At 43.0% G+C, this 21,506-nt stretch carries 18 protein-coding genes and 1 tRNA gene; 5 read left to right on the top strand and 14 right to left on the bottom strand.

Annotated elements, in window-relative coordinates:
- Positions 1-26 precede the first annotated feature (26 nt).
- From GVN16_RS18860 to GVN16_RS18880, 5 genes are all read right to left on the bottom strand, one after another.
- Positions 27-3,167 (bottom strand): efflux RND transporter permease subunit, encoded by a 3,141-nt coding sequence (locus GVN16_RS18860; protein WP_166565494.1) that lies wholly within the window; start codon positions 3,165-3,167, stop codon positions 27-29.
- Between the two features lie 7 nt (positions 3,168-3,174).
- Positions 3,175-4,239 carry an efflux RND transporter periplasmic adaptor subunit gene (locus GVN16_RS18865; RefSeq protein WP_166565495.1) on the bottom strand — a complete coding sequence of 355 codons (1,065 nt, stop codon included), beginning with the start codon at positions 4,237-4,239 and terminating at the stop codon, positions 3,175-3,177.
- A 19-nt stretch (positions 4,240-4,258) separates the two neighbouring features.
- Complete coding sequence (locus GVN16_RS18870; RefSeq protein ID WP_166565496.1) at positions 4,259-5,599, bottom strand: TolC family protein; 1,341 nt, start codon at positions 5,597-5,599, stop codon at positions 4,259-4,261.
- 67 nt (positions 5,600-5,666) lie between these two features.
- On the bottom strand, positions 5,667-6,137 hold the full coding sequence (locus tag GVN16_RS18875) for a GbsR/MarR family transcriptional regulator (protein ID WP_166565497.1): 471 nt from the start codon (positions 6,135-6,137) through the stop codon (positions 5,667-5,669).
- Between the two features lie 104 nt (positions 6,138-6,241).
- On the bottom strand, positions 6,242-7,174 hold the full coding sequence (locus GVN16_RS18880) for a DMT family transporter (RefSeq protein WP_166565498.1): 933 nt from the start codon (positions 7,172-7,174) through the stop codon (positions 6,242-6,244).
- 93 nt (positions 7,175-7,267) lie between these two features.
- Between GVN16_RS18880 and GVN16_RS18885 the strand changes: the two genes are divergently transcribed.
- On the top strand, positions 7,268-8,170 hold the full coding sequence (locus GVN16_RS18885) for a LysR family transcriptional regulator (RefSeq protein WP_166565499.1): 903 nt from the start codon (positions 7,268-7,270) through the stop codon (positions 8,168-8,170).
- Positions 8,171-8,183: 13 nt separating this feature from the next.
- Here GVN16_RS18885 and GVN16_RS18890 read toward each other — a convergent pair whose 3' ends face one another.
- From GVN16_RS18890 to GVN16_RS18930, 9 genes are all read right to left on the bottom strand, one after another.
- Positions 8,184-9,230: an MBL fold metallo-hydrolase gene (locus GVN16_RS18890; RefSeq protein ID WP_166565500.1), complete on the bottom strand. Its 1,047-nt coding sequence runs from the start codon at positions 9,228-9,230 to the stop codon at positions 8,184-8,186.
- A 32-nt stretch (positions 9,231-9,262) separates the two neighbouring features.
- Positions 9,263-10,090, bottom strand: coding sequence for an AraC family transcriptional regulator (locus GVN16_RS18895; RefSeq protein ID WP_166565501.1), 828 nt, complete (start codon positions 10,088-10,090; stop codon positions 9,263-9,265).
- A gap of 23 nt (positions 10,091-10,113) precedes the next feature.
- Positions 10,114-10,959, bottom strand: coding sequence for a methyltransferase domain-containing protein (locus GVN16_RS18900; RefSeq protein ID WP_255490302.1), 846 nt, complete (start codon positions 10,957-10,959; stop codon positions 10,114-10,116).
- A 102-nt stretch (positions 10,960-11,061) separates the two neighbouring features.
- Complete coding sequence (locus GVN16_RS18905) at positions 11,062-12,030, bottom strand: alpha/beta hydrolase (RefSeq protein ID WP_166565503.1); 969 nt, start codon at positions 12,028-12,030, stop codon at positions 11,062-11,064.
- A 5-nt stretch (positions 12,031-12,035) separates the two neighbouring features.
- Positions 12,036-12,503: a nuclear transport factor 2 family protein gene (locus GVN16_RS18910; protein WP_166565504.1), complete on the bottom strand. Its 468-nt coding sequence runs from the start codon at positions 12,501-12,503 to the stop codon at positions 12,036-12,038.
- Between the two features lie 191 nt (positions 12,504-12,694).
- The gene (clpX, locus tag GVN16_RS18915; RefSeq protein WP_166565505.1) at positions 12,695-13,954 is read right to left on the bottom strand and encodes an ATP-dependent Clp protease ATP-binding subunit ClpX; all 1,260 of its coding nucleotides are present in this window, start codon (positions 13,952-13,954) and stop codon (positions 12,695-12,697) included.
- Between the two features lie 90 nt (positions 13,955-14,044).
- A complete protein-coding gene (locus GVN16_RS18920; RefSeq protein WP_166565506.1) occupies positions 14,045-14,716 on the bottom strand; it encodes a ClpP family protease in 672 nt (223 codons plus the stop codon).
- Positions 14,717-15,002: 286 nt separating this feature from the next.
- Entirely contained in the window at positions 15,003-16,349 is a 1,347-nt protein-coding gene (locus tag GVN16_RS18925) for a trigger factor (protein WP_166565507.1), read from the bottom strand.
- Between the two features lie 76 nt (positions 16,350-16,425).
- Positions 16,426-16,507: transfer RNA gene (locus GVN16_RS18930), tRNA-Leu, on the bottom strand.
- A 292-nt stretch (positions 16,508-16,799) separates the two neighbouring features.
- On the opposite strand from GVN16_RS18930, the gene GVN16_RS18935 reads away from it, so the two are divergent.
- From GVN16_RS18935 to GVN16_RS18950, 4 genes are all read left to right on the top strand, one after another.
- Positions 16,800-19,046, top strand: a complete 2,247-nt coding sequence (locus tag GVN16_RS18935; protein ID WP_166565683.1) for a bifunctional (p)ppGpp synthetase/guanosine-3',5'-bis(diphosphate) 3'-pyrophosphohydrolase — start codon at positions 16,800-16,802, stop codon at positions 19,044-19,046.
- Between the two features lie 66 nt (positions 19,047-19,112).
- Positions 19,113-19,619 (top strand): hypothetical protein, encoded by a 507-nt coding sequence (locus GVN16_RS18940; RefSeq protein WP_166565508.1) that lies wholly within the window; start codon positions 19,113-19,115, stop codon positions 19,617-19,619.
- Between the two features lie 77 nt (positions 19,620-19,696).
- A complete protein-coding gene (locus tag GVN16_RS18945; protein ID WP_205748919.1) occupies positions 19,697-20,161 on the top strand; it encodes a Fur family transcriptional regulator in 465 nt (154 codons plus the stop codon).
- A 40-nt stretch (positions 20,162-20,201) separates the two neighbouring features.
- Complete coding sequence (locus GVN16_RS18950; protein WP_166565509.1) at positions 20,202-21,479, top strand: adenylosuccinate synthase; 1,278 nt, start codon at positions 20,202-20,204, stop codon at positions 21,477-21,479.
- Positions 21,480-21,506: the final 27 nt, after the last annotated feature.

The raw sequence follows: 21,506 nt of genomic DNA on the forward strand, positions 1-21,506 counted from the left end.
TAAGGAAGTTTATTTATGATTGACTCTTAATTTACAGCGGTTTCTTCTACCAGCTTTGCTTCTGCTTTGGCTTGTTTTTTACCCAGAACCAAACGGTTGATTTTCGTTCTCCATCCTTCTATCACCATGTAAACCGAAGGTACAAGGATCAGCGTAAGGATCATTGAGCTGGTCAGACCACCGATAATTACCCAGGCCATACCGTTTTTGGTTTCAGCACCGGCACCACTCGCCAAAGCGATCGGCAACATACCGAAGATCATCGCCAGGGTGGTCATCAGGATCGGACGGAGACGTTCCTTACCTGCTTCCATCAGGGCTTCCTTGACCGGCATCCCGTTGTCTTTCAGGTGATTCGTAAAGTCGACGATCAGGATCGCGTTCTTACAGACGAGACCTAATAACATGATCATACCCAGGATCGCGAAGATCGAAAGTGAGTTCATCGTCAGGGCCAGGGCCAGGATTGCACCGATGATCGCCACCGGAATCGAGAACAATACCACGAAAGGATACACCACACTTTCATACAAGGCCACCATGATCAGGTAAACCAGCAAAATACCGATACCCATGGCCAATCCTAAACTTCCGAAGGCATCACCCTGGTTTTTAGCATCCCCAAGGTAGTCAATGATGATTCCTTCCGGCAGTTTTACCTTGGTCAGTTCTTTTTTGATGTCTTCCACAATAGTACCTGAAGGACGTCCCACAGCCGCAGAGTTGATTTTGATCGAGCTCAGACGGTCGGTTCTTTCGAGGATCGATTGTCCTACCAGTTCTTCCACAGTAGCGAAATCTGTCAGTCTGACAATAGCGTTCCTGTTGTTTCTCAGCGTAAGTCCTCTTACGTTTTCTATGCTCTGCTTATCCGATTTATCAAAAATCAGGTTAATTCCGTATTCCTCTCCCTTGTCTTTGTATTTGGTGTTATTATTACCCTGGAAAGCCAGCTGAACAGCGGAACCTACCTCAGGAATACTAAGACCGAGTTTAGCCATTTTATCGCGGTCAACCCTGATCGCTACCTCTGTTTTGGGGCTTTTTGTACTGTATTGTACATAATCCGCTCCGGGAGTCTTGGCTACAATCTGCTTTAACATCGCGGCGGCTTTCACCACACTGTCCATGACGGTTCCCTTCACAGCGATCGAAATCGGTGCCTGGCTGTTTCCGGATACCCCGATCGGCTGAACGTTGATGATCAGACCAGGGATCTTCGAGATCGTATCCCGCATCATCTGACCAAACTCATCTGTAGAGAAAGGACGATCGTGTTTGTCCACCAGCGTCACTGTAATGTCCGCAAGGTTACTGTTCGAAGATCCGCCGACCATAGAGGCCTGGGTACCTACGTTAGAAAAAACATTGACTACTTCAGGTTTTGAAAGCAGGATACTTTCTACCCTGGCCACCAGCTGGTTGGTTTGTACCAGCGGGGTTTCAGGGGCAAGGTCAAGCTGTATTGAAAGCTCTCCCCTGTCGGCATTACCGATAAAAGTAGCTCCTACAAAACCTTTTCCAAGTAAAGTGAATGTACCGACCAGCAAAGCAATGATCACAATAAACACATATCTTTTGTGACCCAGAGCCCAGTTCAGTAAACTCAGGTACAAATCCCTGATGTTATCGATAATTCTTTCAAAACCAAGGTTAAGTGCTCCCCAGAGTGTATTTTTCTTCAATACTTCCAGTTTCCCCCATCTTGAAGCCAGTAAAGGCGTCAGCGTAAAGGACACGAACAAACTCATCAGGGTAGAGAATACGATCACGAGCGAGAATTCTCTCAAGATGTTCCCGATCAGACCACCGGCCAGGGCCAGCGGAAGGAACACCACAACGTCAACCAGGGTAATCGCCATGGCCGTAAATCCGATCTCTCCCCTGCCGTCGAGCGAAGCCTGTCTTTTGGTTTTACCCATTTCAAGGTGACGGTAGATATTCTCCAACACGACAATACTATCATCCACAAGGATACCTACGACGAGTGACAGGGCCATCAGCGTCATCAGGTTAAGCGAGAATCCGAACAACCACATCAAAATAAAAGTCGGGATCATCGCAGAAGGAATGGCTACCAAGACAAACAATGAACTTCTGACACTGTGCAGGAACAAGACCATCACAATACCTACAATGATAATGGCCAGGTATAAGTCATGCATAACCGCATCAGCAGAAGCCAGGGTATAAACCGACTGATCTGAAGCCACCTCGTAGTTAAAGTCTTTTGACTTGAAGGTTTCCTTCATTTTAGCCAGTGCCTCTTTCGCTCCTTTACTCACATTCACAGCGTTGGCATCTGTCTGTTTCATGATCTGGATACCGATGGCCGGTTTACCGTTGATCCTGTTCAGGGTGGTAGCTTCAGTTTGAGCATCGGTTACCGAAGCGACATCTTTCAGCAATATCCTGCTGCCGTTCGGGTTTTCACGAACCACCAGGTTCCTGATATCTTCTACTTTCTTAAGCTTGGCATCCAGTCTCAGTGAAAAACGGGTCTGGTCGGTTTTGATACTACCGGCAGGGTATGAAACCCCACTACCTGCAATCACCTGGTTAATAGCCGCAGACGAGATGTTATAAGTCTGCAGTTTATCATTATCAAGATATACTTCAATTTCGCGTTCATTTCCACCGATAATATTCACCTGTGCTACCCCTGCCACGTTGGTCAGCAATGGTTTTACCTGCAGGTCTATAAAATCATACAGTTCAGTCTGAGGCATTTTTGAGGTGGCACTCAGTTTAAGGATCGGCAGGTCATCAAGGCTTAATCTTGAAACCACCGGGTCATCTATATCATCAGGAAGTTTGGCTTTGATCTGGTTAACCTTACGTTCTGCATCCTGTTGTGCTGTGATCACATTGAATCCCGACTTAAGGGTTACAGTAATCAATGAAAGACCTTCCTGCGAAGAAGAAGAAATCATATCCACACCTTCAATAGAAGATACGGCATCTTCAAGGGGCTTCGTGACACTGCTCTCTACCTCATCAGAGGCGGAGCCTCTGTAGGTGGTCTGCACCATGATCACGTTGGTCTCAAACTTCGGGAAAAGGTTATAATTTAATGTTTTATAACTGATGAATCCGAAGAGGATAAGGGTAACGAAAATTACTGTAATCAGTAATGGTCGTTTTACAGCTACTTCTGTTATTGACATGGCTTAATTATTTATTGCTGATTACTTCGATATTGCTGCCATCCACGATGTTGATGATCCCGTCGCTGACGATCAGATCACCGGCCTGAAGACCGCTCAACACCTCTACGTTTTCTCCTATTTCACGACCCAGGATCACTTTACGGAGTACTGCTTTTTTGTTTTGAGCAATAAACACGTAAGGGTTTTTCATACCGTCGCCCAGGGCTTTCTTAGGAATCTGAATGGCTGTTCCTTTGGTTCCCAACTGAAAGGCTACTTTTACATAAGTACCTGATTTCAAAACGGTGGCATTGTTATTGGCCAGCAAAATCTCTACTTTATAATTGTGATTTTCGTCACCCTGAGGGCTGATAAAGCTCACCCTTCCGTTGAATGATTTACCAGGGAAGATGTCACAGGTGATGGTGGAAGGCTGACCCAGTTTCAACTGGTAAACATCTTTCTCATTGACATAAACAATGGTTTTCAGCTGGCTTACGTCTACAATCGTCGCAATCACGGTTCCGATGTTGGCATATTCACCTGCAGTCAGTTTTTTATCAGTAATAATACCGCTGATCGGCGAGATGATTCTTGAATCGGCAATCTGCTGTTTCAGCTGAGCTGCCTGGATCTGGTTGTTCTCGTAGCTGTATTTCGCATCAGTTACGGCGGTTTCGTTGATGGCGTTTCCGGCCAGCAATTCCTTGTTACGTTCGTAATCCTGCTTTGACTTACTGATGGTCAGTTCAGTTGATTGAAGACTGATCTGTTTCACTTTTGAGTCGATCGTCCCGATAACCTGTCCTTTGGCTACTTTAGAACCTAATTGAATGTTAAGCGTCTCGATTTTACCTTGTGTGCCTGTTGAAAGCGTAGCTTGTTCTTTAGGCTCCAATACAGCCGGAAGGGCCAGGTCTCCGCCTATGGGCAGGTACTCAACCTGGAATGTAGACACCGAAACCGGTATCCCGCTCCTGTCAACTACTTTCTTGCTTTCATCTATTTTCTTCTTGTTTGAGAAAAGCTTAAAGGAAATTCCTCCTATCGCTAAGATGACAATGATGATGGTGATGATCCTTGTTTTCATAATTTATTCTCTTTAAATATTATTTTAAGTCTTTTATAAAGTTTGACAAATTGCCCTGTGTTTTTTCATAATCTATGCGGGCAGATAGAAAATTGAGTAATGAATTGATATAGTTGCTCTGGGCTTCTTTGTAAGAATAATCAGAGTTAAGGAAATCAGTCAGCGAAGCGGTTCCTTTCTGATACTGTAAGCTTGAATTTTTAAGGATATCTGACGCCAGGTCAAGGGTCTCCTTATTGTCATTCAGGTTGGTAAATGAGCTGAACAATTTGGAATTGGCGTTTTTAAACTGCAATTCATAATTCATCACCGACAGCTTCAGGTTTTCGTTCGCGTTGATCAGGCTTAATTTGCTTTGTTCCAGCTGGCTTTTCTTCCTGTTACCATCAAAAATCGGGATGGCTACTTTTAAACCGATAGAAGAGTAATCAAACCAGTTGGTGAAGGATTTTCCGAAATCATTACCGAAAGACTGGGCCCCGTAACGGCCGTATGCCGATACAGTCGGGTAAAACAAGGCCTTACGTCTCTGCACATCCAGCTCCTGGAGTTTGATGTTGGTCGACTGCACTTTATATGACATCAGGTTATCAGCATCAAATTTGACAGACGCAGGCATGCTTACCTGGGCTGAATAATCCAGGGCGTCGTTGATCGACAACTCATTTTTCAGGTCCATTCCCATCGCATATTTAAGTTTGTTCAGGGCCAGGTCTTTGTTATTCCTGTTAAGGGAAATCTGCGACTTCACGTTATTCTGAGTCACTTTCATCCGGTCAAAATCAATTTTCTTGGCTACCCCTTTGTCGTATTGAAGTTTCAAAACCCTCAGCAGTTCCTCATATTTTTTCTCATTCTCGACCAGCAATTTCTCCTGCTCGTTGTAAGTAAGAATCTGGTAGTAAGCCACTGTGGTGTTGTAAATAATCTCTTCGTTGTTCTGAAGCACCTTCAAATCTGCCAGATAGCTGTTGACACGGTTGGCTTCTTTAGCCACAAAGATGGTTTTGTCAAAAAGAGTCTGATCTACCTGCACTGAAGCATTGGTGGCATACTGGTTACCAAACTTCACTTTAATTTCTTCAGGACTGAAGGCCCCTGCCGGCAAAATAGTCACCTGGCGTTTAAGGTTGTCATCAAAGGCCACGTTACCATTGACTTGTGGCAAATAGCCTGACATCGCCTCTACTTTCTTTTGTCTGGCGATTTCGACTTCATTTTTATAAACCGTACTGCTCGGATTGTGCTGTAAGCTGTAGTCGATACAATCTTTTAAGCTGAATGCCTTTTCCTGAGCCTGCACTCCCACAGATGCCAGTAATAGCCCAAACAGCATCTGTGAAACTTTCATTTTATTCATATTCTTATAATTTGTTTTGAATTTCTTATTTAGTTCTGTACTTAAAGAACCAACGGGATAAAAAAAATCAGCTTTTCGATTTTTCCCACTCTTTAAACAGCCGTGGAATCTGCTGGTTCATAAATCTCATCAGGCTGACCATCTCCTCAAGACTCTGGTTAAACTCCTTGGTGGCCGGGGTTCTCTGGTCCACTACCTCCTTTAACACAGAATTGGTTTTCTCAAGGTCCATAAATTTCTCTTTCATGACATTCTTCCACCTTGCCAGGTTACTTCTGAAGTACCTTTTTCTGTCACCCGGCTTGGTAATGTATTCTATCCTGTGAACGTTCAGCAATAAATTAATAGCATTGCTGGTGGCACTTTTGCTCAGGTTCAGAATTTCCCTGATGTCGTCAAAAGTAAGTTCGAGTGTATCTGAAACCACAAGCAAAGCCGCAACCCTCGCAGCAGCAGGCTGAAGGCCCGGACCTTCAAATACCAGCCCCAGTTTTTCAACCAGTTGCAATTGTTCTTCTGTTATTTTTACTGTACTCATTTTTATTTCACTAAAATTACGTCACAAAGGTAAAAAGGTTTTTTTGGTTCTGCAAATAGAGAACCAAAAAAATCCAATTTATTTTTATGAACGGTTACACCGCTTTATGAAATGACCCTCGCTTTTATTTTTCTGAGAAAAAGTGGTATTTTAACATGCCCGAATGGATTTTTATCCATCCTGATGAAAATAATAGCCGTCAGAATACCCGCCATACTGATCAGGTGACGGACAGAAAACGCCTCATTATCCACCACACCCCACAAAATAGCCACTATGGGGATGATGTAAGTAGAAGTACTGGCAAACAGTGAAGATGAAATACTGATGATCTTGTTTTGCAGCAACTGGGCCAGGGCCGTACCCAGTACACCCAGTGTAATAAGAGCCAGGAATGGTACCATTTGATCACTTATGTTCTGATAGGCCTCCTGCCCGGGAAGGAAAACAAGGAAAAATACAATTATTCCAGCGAAAGATACACTTACAGCACTCAGACTGAAAGAAGGCACATCTGCCAGGTATGTTTTCACAAAATTGATATTCAGACCATAACAAACCGTTGCCCCGATGATCAGCAAACCATAGATATTAAAGGACAACGAGGACGCTGACCCGGCAAAAACCAAAAACACCGAGCTGACCAGACCCAGCACCAGTCCAATCACCTGCAGGAAGTAATATTTACTCTTAAAGAAAAACATTGAAAACAGGAACGTAAAGCTGGGCGTAAGGGCATTGAGTATCCCGGCCACAGAACTCTGTATGTTTTGCTGGGATATACAGAACAGGTAAGCCGGAATCACCATGCTCAGGAGTGAAACCACCAAAACCAAAGGCAGTTTCTGACGGGGAATTTTTCGGAAATGATAGAGCCCGAACGGCAAAGCCACCAGCCCGGCCGACATCAGCCTGATGGTAGCCGCCTCAATAAAACCAAAGCCCGTCAGGCCCTTTTTGATCAGTATAAAACTGCTGCCCCATATCAGTGATAAAAGAATGAGCAGAAACCATTTCAGAAGAGCGTTATTTTTCATGTTTTCCTATTTTTTTTCTGCGACAAAATTGAAAAGTATACATGATTAAAAAAAATACTTATTTTTACTCAACTGATCGAAAAAATCAATCAAATGAATTTAGAACAATTAAAGAATTTCCTGGTAGTAGCTGAAGTGCTGAATTATCATAAAGCGGCAGAGAAAATCCTCATTGCCCAGCCTGCCCTGAGCCGGCAGATCATGCAGCTGGAAGAAGAAGTCGGGGCCATGCTGTTTGACCGCTCTAAAAAAAGGATCTGCCTTACTTCTGCCGGAAGGGTTTTCAGGGAAGACGCCGAATTGATCGTCAGCCAGTGGAACCAGGCCAAACGCAAGGCAAGGCTTGTGCACGAGGGCAAAGCAGGCAAACTCCGGGTCGGACATTCCAGTTCTGCCATGCACACGCTGATTCCTTGCTTGATGAGGTACTTCAGGCGGCATAGCCCGGACCTTAAACTGACCCTGACAGAAAGCAATAACCTCCACGTTTTCGAAATGCTGAGCACCGGTAAAATTGATTTTGGCTTCCTGCCTAACGCCATGATCTCCGAAGGGTTCAAAAGCATCACGGTGTATAAGGAAAACTACATGCTGATTTTACCCGGAACAGATGACAATACCATTAAAAGCAAAAATCTCAAAAATTATTGCCACGACAAATGGATACTCCATCCGGCTTCAGACGGCATCGGTTACATGGAATCCATTCAGAGGATCTTTGAAAGAGCGGGTTTTAACCCTGATACTGTTCACGAATCACCCAACACCTCCAGCGTGCTCCGCATGGTGGCAGAAGGCTTCGGTAATGCCATCATGGGCAAAACCACACTGAAAGGATTTGACCTCAACATTGAGGCCATTGAGCTTGACAACATTCCTGAAAAGCTGGAAATGAAACTGATATGGAAAGAAAGCCGTGAAAATGAGTTGTCGGTTTATCTGGATCAGATCAAGGCATTTATAGAAAGTGAAAAGGACTTTCTGACTTCTTTCTGATTAACCGGAAAAATCAGAAAAAATGTGGTTCACCGAGTTTTACTATTTTTAACTCCCGGTTGATCTTGCCCTCCTCATTCAGCTTATTGAGTATTTCCTCAGGTTCGCCCATGGGCTCATCTGCCGAATCGAAAGTGCCGTAATGAAAAGGGATAAAGGTTTTGGCCGCGGTATCATGAAAGGCCTGCACGGCCTGATAAGGGTCCTGGTGATGAGGCGACATAAACCAGCCGGGAGCATATGCCCCCGCTCCTATCAAGGCCACATCTATATCCGGAAATAACCTGCCAATTTCCCTGAAGTGACCGTCGTACCCGGAATCGCCACCGTAATAAATGCATTTACCTCCGGATTGTATCATAAAACCTCCCCAAAGTGTGGTATTGACATCAAAAGGACTCCTGTTAGCCCAATGCCTTGAGGGCAGAAAGGTAATCTTAAGATCATTCTTCAGGTCGTATTGCTGATACCATCCCGCCGCCTGTACCTGGTTATCCACCCAGCCTGACAACAATCTGTCAAGCTGCAGGCCGCATAATAATTGTGCCTGGGGGTTGTTTTTGACCAGCAATTTCACACTTAGTTTGTCGCAATGATCGTAATGGGCGTGTGAAACTAAAATATAGTCAATGTTCAGTAACTTACCCGGATCCACCGGTAATTCCGAATATCTTTTACCAACAGGGAGTTTCCCGAAAACGGGGTCGATAATGATGCGTTTTCCTGAAAGCTGGATAAAAAAAGTAGCATGTCCCAGCCAGACTATCTTATCCCTTGGGTCGTCAAGCCAGGAATCATCCTTTAAAACCCCGATCCTCCAGGTATCCTTTGCCTTGAATGCCCGCTGGGGATTTCTCTGAAATACAAACTTCAGCAACGCCCGAAAACTGATTATTGTAGGAAACTCCTCATTGATAAACAAGCCTTTCTGGTCAACCGGGGTACCCTGGTAGTTTTCCCTGACCGTTAAGAGGGAGGGATTGTTGGTATAGCTCTTGATGACCGGTGCTGTATTCTTTCTGAAAATAACCCGCATAATTAATAAGGTGATGGTTAACATTACAAAGCATATTAAATCTGAAAAACCATGCCTTACCGGAGATTTTCAGAAGATTGATTTAAAACATGGGTAGGCGAATAACCGTAATGCTTTTTGAAAGCAAAAGAAAAATGGGAAAGATTCTCAAAACCTGCTTCAAAATAAACGTCTACCGGTTTTCTTTTTTTCTCCTGCAGATAATAATAAGCCAACTCCAGTCTTTTTGTTGTAAGCCATTTCTGTGGCGTAGTATTAAATGATTTTTTAAAATCCCTTTTGAAGGTAGTCAGGCTCCTGCCTGTCTGATAGCCGAATTTTTCCATGGTGATATTGAACATGTAGTTTTTTTCCATAAAATCGACCAGGTCAATTTTACCGGGTTCTTCAAAGTTGGCCAGCAGCCTGTCCACTTTAATATCCACACTGCGAAGTATGCTGATGGCTTCAGTGATTTTCAATGCGGCTATATTTTCAGGGAATTTGTCCTGCATATCAAAGTAGGGTATCAGGGAAGCCATGAAACTTTCCAGCAAAGGATGGTTCTTATAACACATGATGTCATTGAGGGGCATTACACTTTGGGTAAGCTCAAGATGATGGTAAAACTCTTTGAGTGTGGCGGCTGACAAATGCATGGCGACCGATTTGTGAGGATAGCCATCTTTTGGTGTCAGGATCACAGAAGTCAGCTTATGTCTCGGGATCAGAAAAATGTCGCCGGGATTAAACACGCAAGTCCCGTCTGCCTGAATAATTTTGGTCTCCCCTGAAATGGACCAGATAAGCATGTGATGGTCAAAAAATACCTCTGTCGTACTCAATTTCTCCTTATAAACAGATAACTTAATATCGGGTGTAATGTATTTTGTCTGAAAATCCATAGCTCAGTTATTTTGTTTTTTTATTAAAAAGTGGCATAAATCAGCATCCTTTTGAAGGCATAAATGGCCGGCATTTTGGGAAAGTGCAGTTTGATTCTTTCCCTGAATACCTTTACAAACTCCTCTTTAACATCACCCGGAAACCTCTCCATATAAGGCAGCAAGGAAGACCCCGAGATAAAATCGAAAAGGTTCCCATGATCATTGGCAATAATCGGATATACCTTCTGGTAAATCGTCATTGAAGTGGCGTCATGTTCAAAAAGCAATTGAGCATATTCATCCATGGAAAGCACAGGCGATTCTCTTTTCCAGTTGTTCAGAACTGCAGCAAAATAATCTTCCCCCGCCACCTCCAGCAGAAGCTTATTCAAAACATTTTCGGTCTGCGAAGGCATTTGTACGGCAAGCTGTCCTCCCTTGTTCAGTTTTGAAATTATCTGCGGTAACAAGGTTTCGTGATGCTCCACCCACTGCAAAGCGGCATTGGCAAATATCACATCCCATTTCCCGGGTTTTCCGAGCTCGTTCTCTATGGTCGATAGTTCAAAACTCAGATTTGACGCAGGCATCGCTTTGGCAAGCATTTCTTTTGAATTATCAATCCCTGTTACCGTTGAACCGTCCAGTTTTTCAGCCAAAAACTTAGTCAGCTCACCTGTGCCGCAGCCCAGGTCAATCACTTTCATCCCTGGTTTAACCTGAATATGGCCCATGAGGTCAAATGCGGGGAGATACCGTTCATTTTTAAACTGATCATATTTTTCCGGATTCCATGCCATGTTTTTATAGTTTAATTTCCAAAAGATTTTCCGCCGTTTTATTTCTCCCGGAACATCCTGAAGACGTACAAAAGTAAATGATCTCAATTTAGCAAACTTTGTTTAAAAGACCTTTTTATTTTGTTAAAAAGACCTTTTAAACTGATTCACTATATTGTCTCTTCATATTTCATTTCCGGCTGGCAAAACTCATTTGTCATAAACATACTTGTCAATATAAGAACTATAGGAATCCAGGAGAAAAGCCCATGCCTTTTTGCTGATTTCCAGTTTTGGAAACATGATCTCAAAAGCATGAAAACACCCTTCATAGAGTTGAAAAGCCACGGGCTTGCCTGCTTTCTTCAGATTTTCCACGTAACTGACCGTTTCATCACAGAATGGTTCGATATCACCGACGAATGTAATGGCAGGAGGCAGTTTTGAGAAATCTCCGGCCCTGGCCGCCGCGGCATAAGCCGGAATCTGGATACCTTGCTCAGTTAAACTTTTCAGATACAATCCCCAACCCAGTCTGTTTGACTTTGCATTCCAGCTCGGGGCATTATTGTCTGTGGCTGAGGCCGTGTTCTGGCGATCGTCGATCATGGGGTAGATGGGCATCTGGAATGATATCTTTACCTCATCCGTATCCGTGGCTTTTAAAGTTACCGCGGCCGCAATCCCTCCACCTGCACTATGGCCACCTACGATGATTTTCTCAGGCATAATGCCCAGCTCTTTTGCATTTTCGTTCATCCAGAGTAAGGTATCATAGCAGTCGTTGAAGGCCGCAGGATACGGGGCATCCAAAGCCTTACGATAATCGGGTGCAATAATCACACAGGGTCTTGCATCAATAAAACTTTTGATGACTGTCAGATAATCTTCAGGATTGCCCAGGAGATACCCGCCGCCATGGATGTACAACATCCCCGGCAAAGACTCATCGTGACCAAGGGGTTTAAAAACTCTGATCCTGATATCCGGGCCCCCATTTTTACTCTTTATAAATTTTTCTTCACCATGAATCCCTTCCATATTTTTACCCCTTGCCCTGGCACTGTTGCGGTTAAGCATCCCTATGCCGGCTTTATTCATCAGCAGACTTGAGGAAATCTTCAACATCCAGTAGCTGGACTGCAGTTCTTTGTTGAGCATTTGTTTTGTAACTTTCATGGCCGTCAGTTTTTAGAGATTAAATCATTCAGTCCATTTGGGAAAAAGGCAGCCACAAATGATAGGGTATTCAGGAATTCACGGTGGCAGACTATCTTGCCGTCCTTAGCGATCAAATGAGCGATGTACAGTTGTCTGTAACTTCTGCCGTTGGCCATATTGGCTTCACTTTCATATTCAGCCACTACTTCATCCTGGGTTTCCATGACCATCCTGATGTTTTTCAGGCGAAAATCAGGGGCCGCCATCAAAAGATTGGACATGACGTCTTCTATCGCCGGCTTTCCGGTAATCGTAGGTGACATCCCGAAAGACGCTACATAAGGAGCCTCAATACAGCCGTTTTCTGTAAAGTAAGAAGCGGTTACTTTGGGATCGCCTTTACCGATACTGGTTAAATAATCGTTCAGTAACGAAGAGGCTGACGGGGTTTGCTGTGCTGTAAGAGCACTTTGTAATTTACTTTGTTCCATTCTTTTTATTGTTTAAATGATGAAACAAAAGTAGCGGAACTTCGGAAGGCAAACTTTGTTAAAAAGGCCTTTTTACTTTGTTTAAAAGGCCGCATAGGAACATCTTCTTTATTGTACTGTGACCTGACCTGAAAAGGCATAAAAAAAGCCCGTTTGCACGGGCTTTTTTAAAATCATAAGACTTTTATATGTTAAGCAACCAGCTTCACTTCATAAAAACTGGAATGCTCAAACTTAGCCTTGGCATAATCATGCGTAACAGTAAATGTTTTGGCCGATTTATCCGAAGGCAGCTCAAACATGGCGTCTGTAAGGATAGCCTCACAGATAGACCTCAAGCCCCTGGCTCCGAGATTAAACACAATGGCCTGATCAACAATATATTCAAGGGCATCGTCTTCAAATTCAAGGGCGATGTCTTCCATCGCAAACAACTTCTTGTACTGTTTCACCAATGCATTTTTAGGCTCTACCAGGATTTTCCTCAAGGTAGCCTTATCCAGCGGATTAAGGTAAGTCAGCAACGGCAAACGACCGATCAGTTCCGGAATCAAGCCGAAAGATTTCAGGTCCTGCTGTGTTACAAACCTCAGCAAGCTTTCATCTTCACCGACAGCCTTTCTTTTGGTATCCACGTTAAAGCCTATCGGGGCTTTGTTGATTCTTTTTGAAATATGACGGGCAATACCATCAAAGGCTCCACCACAAATAAACAGGATGTTCTCCGTGTTGATCTGGATCAGCTGCTGATCAGGGTGTTTTCTTCCTCCCTGAGGCGGCACACCTACGATAGAACCCTCCAATAATTTCAGAAGACCTTGCTGAACACCCTCACCACTTACATCCCTGGTAATAGAAGGATTATCAGATTTACGGGCAATCTTATCAATCTCATCAATATAGACAATGCCTCTCTCAGCCAGTTCGGCATTGAAATCAGCCGCCTGTAAAAGCCTGCTCAATATACTCTCCACATCCTCACCCACATAGCCGGCTTCTGTCAGGACCGTAGCATCAGCGATGGCAAACGGTACCTGCAACATTTTGGCGATGGTCCTGGCCAGATAGGTTTTACCGGTTCCGGTCTCCCCTACCATGATGATATTTGATTTTTCAATCATCACATCATCAGCATTTTTAGGCTGCGACAATCTTTTATAATGGTTATAAACCGCCACACTCAATACCTTCTTTGCTTCGTCCTGGCCTATAACAAAAGTATCTAAATATTTTTTCAGTTCTATGGGAGGTTTCAGATCAAAATGAGGGGTATCCGTTTTCTTTTTCTTCTTTTCTTTAGGAGAAACGCCAAACAATTCCTGTTGGATCAGATCATAACCCTGAGCAATGCAATGATTACAGATGTGACCGTCTGTGCCGGATAACAATAAGTCTACTTCATTTTTTTTTCTTCCACAAAATGAACAATGTGGATCCTTATTTGACGCCATTCTCCTTAAATTTTTTACAAAAGTACAAATAATGAAATAAAAAAATGCCCTTTCCCTGCTTTCACAGGAAAAGGGCATCAAATTATCTGATTAATTACGATACAAAACCTCATCAATAAGACCATAACTCTTCGCTTCCTCAGCTTTCAGCCAGTAATCCCTGTCTGAATCCGCTTCGATCTGCTCATAAGTTTTACCGGTATGTTTGGCAAGGATCTCATACAACTCCTTACGAAGTTCGATGATTTGTTTCACCGTGATTTCCATATCACGTGATTGTCCCTGTGCTCCGCCGCTTGGCTGGTGAATCATCACACGGGCGTGAGGCAATGCAGTTCTCTTACCTGCCGCACCACCTGCCAGCAATACCGCTCCCATAGAAGCCGCAAGCGAAGTACAGATAGTAGCTACTTCAGGTTTTACATATTGCATGGTATCATACATACCAAGACCCGCGTAAACAGACCCGCCGGGGCTGTTAATATACATCAAAATGTCTTTTTTGGCATCAACAGATTCCAGAAACAACAATTGAGCTACAACGATGTTGGCTATCTGATCGTCGATACCTGTTCCCAAAAATATGATACGGTCCATGATCAATCTTGAAAAAACATCGATAGCAGCAAAACGCATCGGTCTTTCTTCAATGATGTTAGGCGTCATGTTCGTCACATTATGTTTCATGTAGTCATCGATAGTCAGGCCACTCATTCCGACGTGGTGTACCGCGTATTTTCTGAATTCTTCTCCTAAGTGCATAATTTTGATGTTAAATGTTGTAATAAAAACTATGTTGGCTGATCAAAAGTTCACGATGTGAAGCTATAAGCTGTAAGCTGTAAGTCGTCCGTCTTCCAAAGGCTTATTTTGCGAGGTAAAATCCTATATTTCTACCTTTACGCCGGCATCAGTAAACCTTCAGATTTTAACCGGCACACAGAGACCGCGACAAGATAGAAAAAAAGACGGATATCTGTTGAAAGGCTATAAAAACAAAATCGGGGCATCCTTGCGGATGCCCCGATTTTTCAGACTTTCTAAAATATTATGCCACCTGGTATTTCTCAGAAGCGATCTGGTTAAACTCTTCTACAAACACACTCTTATTTTCAATTTTGATTTTATCTTTCAGGAAAGTAACGACCTTTCTTCCGAAGGCTTTATCAAAGTATTTTCTGAAAGTTTCGTTTTTATTGTCAGCCAATTGTTTTTTAGCCATGTTGTCGATAAAATCTTCCATGCCTTCAAAACCACCCTGCTGTCCGAAATACCCTCTGATTTCTGCTTTTACTTCTTCAAGCACATCAGCATATTCTACTTTAAGATCATGTTTCTGAGCGATTTCAGTTTTGATCAGGTCCAGTCTCAGACCTCTGGCGTAAGCATCATACTCACGGTCGATGTCTTCCTGGGTAAACTTACCGTCGTTCACCTGAAGCAACCATTTTTTCAGGAACTCATTCGGAAGTTCGATAGCCACATTGTCAAGCAATGATTTCTCGATGTCAAAGTCAAGTAAGAAACCTGCTTCCCTGCTGTAGTTTGACTTGATGATTTCAGTCAGTTGTTTTCTGAATTCAGCTTCTTCAGTCGCCTTACCTTCACCTAAAACTTTATCAAAAAACGCCTGGTCGATTTCCGACGGAGCAATTCTTGTGATTTTATCTACGGTGAATTCAAATTCACCTGTCAATGCTTCAGCTTCTTCGTCAGATTTGCCGGTAGCAAAACCTAATTCTTTAACCGATGCAAAGATTTTTTTGATATCAAATTTAATGCTGCTGCCTTTTTCAAGACCCACGAACAATTTCTGAGAATCTTCCACCACCTTATCAGTAGGAATACCTGACTGGAATTCAAATTCAGAAGATTCCTGAACCAGTTTACCAAACACAAGATCACCGATCTCAACCGCTTCAGGCTCAGTTTCATTACCGAATCTTTTCTGAAGGTCGATGATTGAATCTTCGATTTGTTTTTCAGAAGGCTCGATTTCGTAATTCACAATAGCAGGAAGGTTTTCAACCTCAACGGCAAAATCCGAAGCCATACCTACTTCATATTCGAAAGTGTAGTTATTTTGTGTATCCCAGTCGATTTTGTAAGAATCTTCCAGAGGAATAGGATCACCTACTACTTTCAGTTTATTTTCTGCGATATAATCATTTACAGCCTTCGAAGTTTGCTTGATCACTTCATCCACCAAAATACCTTTACCGTAAATCTTTTTGATATACTGAGCAGGCACGTGACCAGGTCTGAAACCTTTTACAGAAGCTGTCTTAGAATATTCTTTTATTTTTTTATCTACTTCAGGTTTATAATCTGCTTCAATTATTTCAACCTTCAGACGGGCGTCAGTAGAGGACAATTTGTCAAATGTAGTTTGCATCGAGAAACTCTTTAATTCGAAATGTTTGTAAATTTAAAAACCCTCAAAACTTACGATCGTTTTGAGGGTTGTAAAGTACGGGCGGAGGGAATCGAACCCCCACGCCTTGCGGCACTAGATCCTAAGTCTAGCACGTCTACCAGTTCCGCCACGCCCGCTTTTCTTCTTGAGGTGAAAACTTTAAATGTCTTGTCTCTCAATCGGGTCACAAAGGTAGTACAAGAATTTTATCAACCAAAACTTTGAGCAAAAATTTCTCACTTTTTTTTCAATTTTTTTTGGCTTTTTTCAGAACCAATTGAAAATGAGCTACTTTTGAAAACATATTTTTTTTGAGCAATTTCTTATAGCATTATCCAACTTTTTATCTTATATTGAAACCTGAAAAGTTTTCCTGAAAAAACCAAGATGAGTACAGTAATAGAAGAAGAGAAAGTATTGAAAAAGGATATGCTCACTGAGTACTATTCCGAAGATGAAAAGAAGGAGATAAAAAAACGTTACAGGAAAATTTTAAAGACCGCAGCCCATACCTTGAAAGAGGGCGACACTAAAATGATCCGTAAAGCTTTTAATATCTCTATGGAAGCTCACAAAGAGATGCGACGGAAGTCCGGAGAGCCTTATATTTATCACCCGCTTGAAGTTGCCCTGATTTGTGTGGAAGAGATCGGCCTCGGGCCCACCTCTATTATCTGTGCCCTGCTTCACGATGTCGTGGAAGACACTACCCTTACTTTAAAAGATATCCGCAAGGAGTTTGGCCCCAAAGTCGCCAAGATCATTGACGGCCTGACGAAAATTGCCGAAAATTTTGAACAAACCCAGTCGGCACAGGCAGAAAACTTCAGAAAAATGCTCCTGACGCTCTCTGAAGATGTGAGGGTGATCCTCATTAAACTGGCCGACAGGCTGCATAACATGCGTACACTCGGCAGCATGGCCAGGAATTCACAGCTCAAGATCGCCCACGAAACGATCTATATCTATGCACCTCTGGCCCACAGGCTTGGCCTTTACCAGATCAAATCGGAGCTGGAAGACCTTTACCTGAAATATACCGAACCGGAAACCTATAAGGAGATTGCCAATAAACTGAAATCTACCAAAAGTACCCGGGAGAAAATGATTGACCGCTTTATGAAACCCATCGCCAAGAGGTTAAATGAGGCCAATCTTCAGTTTTATATCAAAGGACGCCCCAAACATATTTTCTCGATCTGGAAAAAAATATCCAAACAAAACACCAGTTTTGAGAATATCTACGACCTTTTTGCCATCAGGATCATCATCAAGGGCATTTCTCCCCTCGAAAAAGAACGGGAAAAATCGGCGTGCTGGCAGGCCTATTCCATCGTCACGGATGAATACAAGCCCAATCCGGACAGGCTGAAAGACTGGATATCAACCCCGAGAGCCAACGGCTACGAATCACTGCATACGACAGTAATGAGCAACAGCGGCATCTGGGTCGAAGTGCAGATCAGGACCGAGAGGATGGATGAAATTGCCGAAAAAGGATACGCGGCCCACTGGAAGTACAAAGGCAGCGACACCTCACTCGACAAGCCCCTTGACCAATGGATCAACCAGGTCAGAGATACCCTGGAATCCAAAGACAATTCGGCCATAGAATTCCTCGAAGACTTCAGAGGCAATCTTTATAATGAAGAAGTTTTTGTCTTTACCCCCAAAGGCGACCTTAAAGTGCTCAGAAAAGGAGCCACTGTACTTGACTTTGCCTTTGATATACACACCGAAATCGGCAAAAGGTGTACCGCTGGTAAGCTTAACGGCCACCTGGTGCCTATCAGCCATGTTCTTCAGAACGGCGACCAGGTAGAAATCCTGACCACCAAAAACCAGAAACCTTCGGAAGACTGGCTCAGGTTTGTAGTGACTTCCAAAGCCAAAGGCCGTATCAAAGACCTCCTTAAAGAGGACAATAAGGGCTATATCACTGATGGCAAGGACATTATCTCGAAAAAACTCAAGCACCTCGGCCTTGAAAATACCCTTGAAACGATTAATCAGCTCAGGGCATTTTTCAACAAAAAGGACTATAATGACTTGTATTATTTCTTCGGCAAGGGCTATATCCTTCCGGATGAAATAAAGAAATTCAAACACGAGAAAGAAGCCCAGCTCAACAAGCAAAGCAAAATCATCATTGATGAAAAAGCATTTAAAGATGCCAAAAGTTTTGAGCGGGAATTCAAAAAAGTAAAAGGAAACGATACTCTGCTTATCGGTGACGACATGCAGCAGATCGACTATACCCTGGCCAGGTGCTGCAATCCTATCCCGGGTGATGACGTTTTCGGGTTCCTAACCGTAAATGAAGGCATAAAAGTGCACCGAAATACCTGCCCGAATGCTCAGCAGCTTCTTTCAAGCTACGGCAACAGGGTAATCAAAGCCCGGTGGTCTTCGCAGCTGGCACAATCTTACCTCGTGACCATCAAGCTTGGCGGGATTGACAGGGTCGGGATGATACAGGACATTTCAAAAGTGATATCCGGAGAACTCCACATCAATATGAGAGGCCTCTCGGTCGATACTTTTGACGGTATCTTTGAAGGCACCATCAGGGTCTATGTTTTTGACACCAAACACCTGGACATCCTGATTTCAAAACTCGAGGAAATTGAAGGTGTGGACAGCGTTTCCAGGGTACAAAATGAAGAGATGCAATAAGTTATACCGTAATTCAATTAAATTGGCTTATTTTGCATCCACGTACAACAAAACAGTATCCTTGGTATGGGTAAAACTTTAATTCTATTTCTTTTGATTCTTGCCGGCACGTCGGTTCAGGCACAGGAGGCCGGATCCGACTCATTAAGCACCAGGAGAAATTTTCTGAATACAAGAATTTACAGAAATGAAATACTGCTGCACCCTTCTATTGTGCTGAGGAAATACAAAAATTCTCCCGAAGCCACCAGGAAATTCAACACAGGCAGGATCATGCTTCCGGCCGGAATACTGACTACTGTGGCAGGTATTTATATTGGCTTCGATGCGATCAAAGGAACTCCCAGACAAGCAGAGATCAATGGAGTGGTTTACCCCTACAAAGTCCGGAATATCCAGCAACTTATCATAGGTATACTGGGAACAGCCGCAGGGATAAGCTTAATCGAATATTCGAATGATTTAAAAGTAAATTCTGTTAAAGTATATAATAGTACTTCTAAAAAGGTTGCACTCAATATAAAATTCGGAATAAGCCCGAGTTCAAACCTGGGGCTTTATACAAATTTTTAAAAATTTGGGTTTTAATCTGTTTTAAAAGACTTACTTTTGTATCAATTAAATAAAAGGACCTCAATCATCTGAAAATTATGGTGGCCATCAATAAAAATTTCGATTCGGCGAAACAAATTTTCACGGCTTATCTTGAAAATAAGCAATTGCGTAAAACTCCGGAAAGGTATGCCATTCTGGAAGAGATTTATAGCCGGACAGATCATTTTGATGTGGAAGACCTCTACATTTCAATGAAAAACAAAAAATACCAGGTAAGCAGAGCCACCGTTTATAACACGCTGGATTTACTGGTAGAATGCGACCTGGTGACCAAGCATCAGTTTGGCAGAAACCTGGCCCAGTATGAGAAATCTTATGGTTTTAAACAACACGACCACCTCATCTGTGTAGATTGTAATAAGGTATTGGAGTTTTGCGACCCAAGAGTGCAGAATATACAAAATATGGTAGGTGATCACCTTCAGTTTGAAGTGCTTCACCATTCTCTTATTTTTTACGGTTCATGTAAAAAAGACCACTGTCAGAATAAAGCAAGTTAATTATCAAAAAGGCCGTAACGGCAAACGAGTAATCTAAAAAATGGTAGATATTTTATTAGGCCTGCAATGGGGCGACGAAGGAAAAGGAAAAATAGTTGATGTATTGGCTCCCGAATATCAGGTGGTAGCAAGATTCCAGGGAGGACCTAATGCAGGACACACACTTGAATTTGATGGCAAAAAGCACGTCTTGCATCAAATCCCCTCAGGTATCTTCAGAGAAGACAGCATCAATATCATCGGAAACGGCGTGGTGCTGGATCCTATCATTTTCAGAAAGGAAATTGACGGACTGGCCGCTTATCAGATAGACTTCAAAAAGAACTTGTTCATCTCGAAAAAAGCCTCTCTGATCATCCCATCTCACAGGCTTCTGGATGCCGCTTCTGAAAAATCAAAAGGTGAATCGAAAATCGGATCTACTTTAAAAGGTATCGGTCCGACTTATTCAGATAAAATTGCGAGACAAGGTTTAAGACTTGGAGACATATTATCTCCGAACTTCCGGAAGAAATATGACGAACTTGTAGCCAAACACAAGCAGATCCTTTCTTTCTATGAATATGAATACGATCTGACGGAAGCTGAGACAGATTTTTTCAGTGCGGTTGAATTCCTTAAAGGATTTAACCTTGTTGACAGTGAATATACCATCAACCAGGCTCTTCAGTCAGGTCAGAAAATATTAGCGGAAGGAGCTCAGGGTTCATTGCTTGATATTGACTTCGGTTCTTATCCGTTTGTGACCAGCTCAAGCACCACTGCAGCCGGCGTAAGCTCAGGTCTTGGTGTGGCTCCTCAGAAAATCAAAGAAGTTTACGGTATTTTCAAAGCCTACTGCACCAGAGTAGGTTCCGGACCATTCCCGACCGAATTACTGGAAGAAACCGGCGAAAGAATGCGTCAGGAAGGAAGAGAATTCGGAAGCACCACCGGCCGCCCGAGAAGATGCGGATGGATGGACTTACCTGCTCTTAAATATTCCGTCATGCTGAACGGCGTTACGCAGCTGATCATGATGAAAGCTGACGTACTGAACATTTTTGAAGAAATACTGATCTGTACCCACTATCAGATGGAAGACGGAACGATTACCGATCAACTTCCTTATGACATCTGCGATCAGAAAATAGTGCCGGTTTACAAGACATTAAAAGGATGGCATACTTCTCTGAACGGACTGACCAATTTTGATGATATGCCGGTTGAATTAAAAGAATACACCGCCTACATCGAAAAAGAAATAGGAGTACCTGTAACATTTGTATCTACAGGCCCTGACAGATTGGCAACCGTATCCAGAAAATCAGAATTATAATACCTCATTATATTAAAAGGTTTCATT

This window comes from Emticicia sp. CRIBPO (assembly GCF_009905725.1).
Taxonomy (GTDB): domain Bacteria; phylum Bacteroidota; class Bacteroidia; order Cytophagales; family Spirosomataceae; genus Leadbetterella.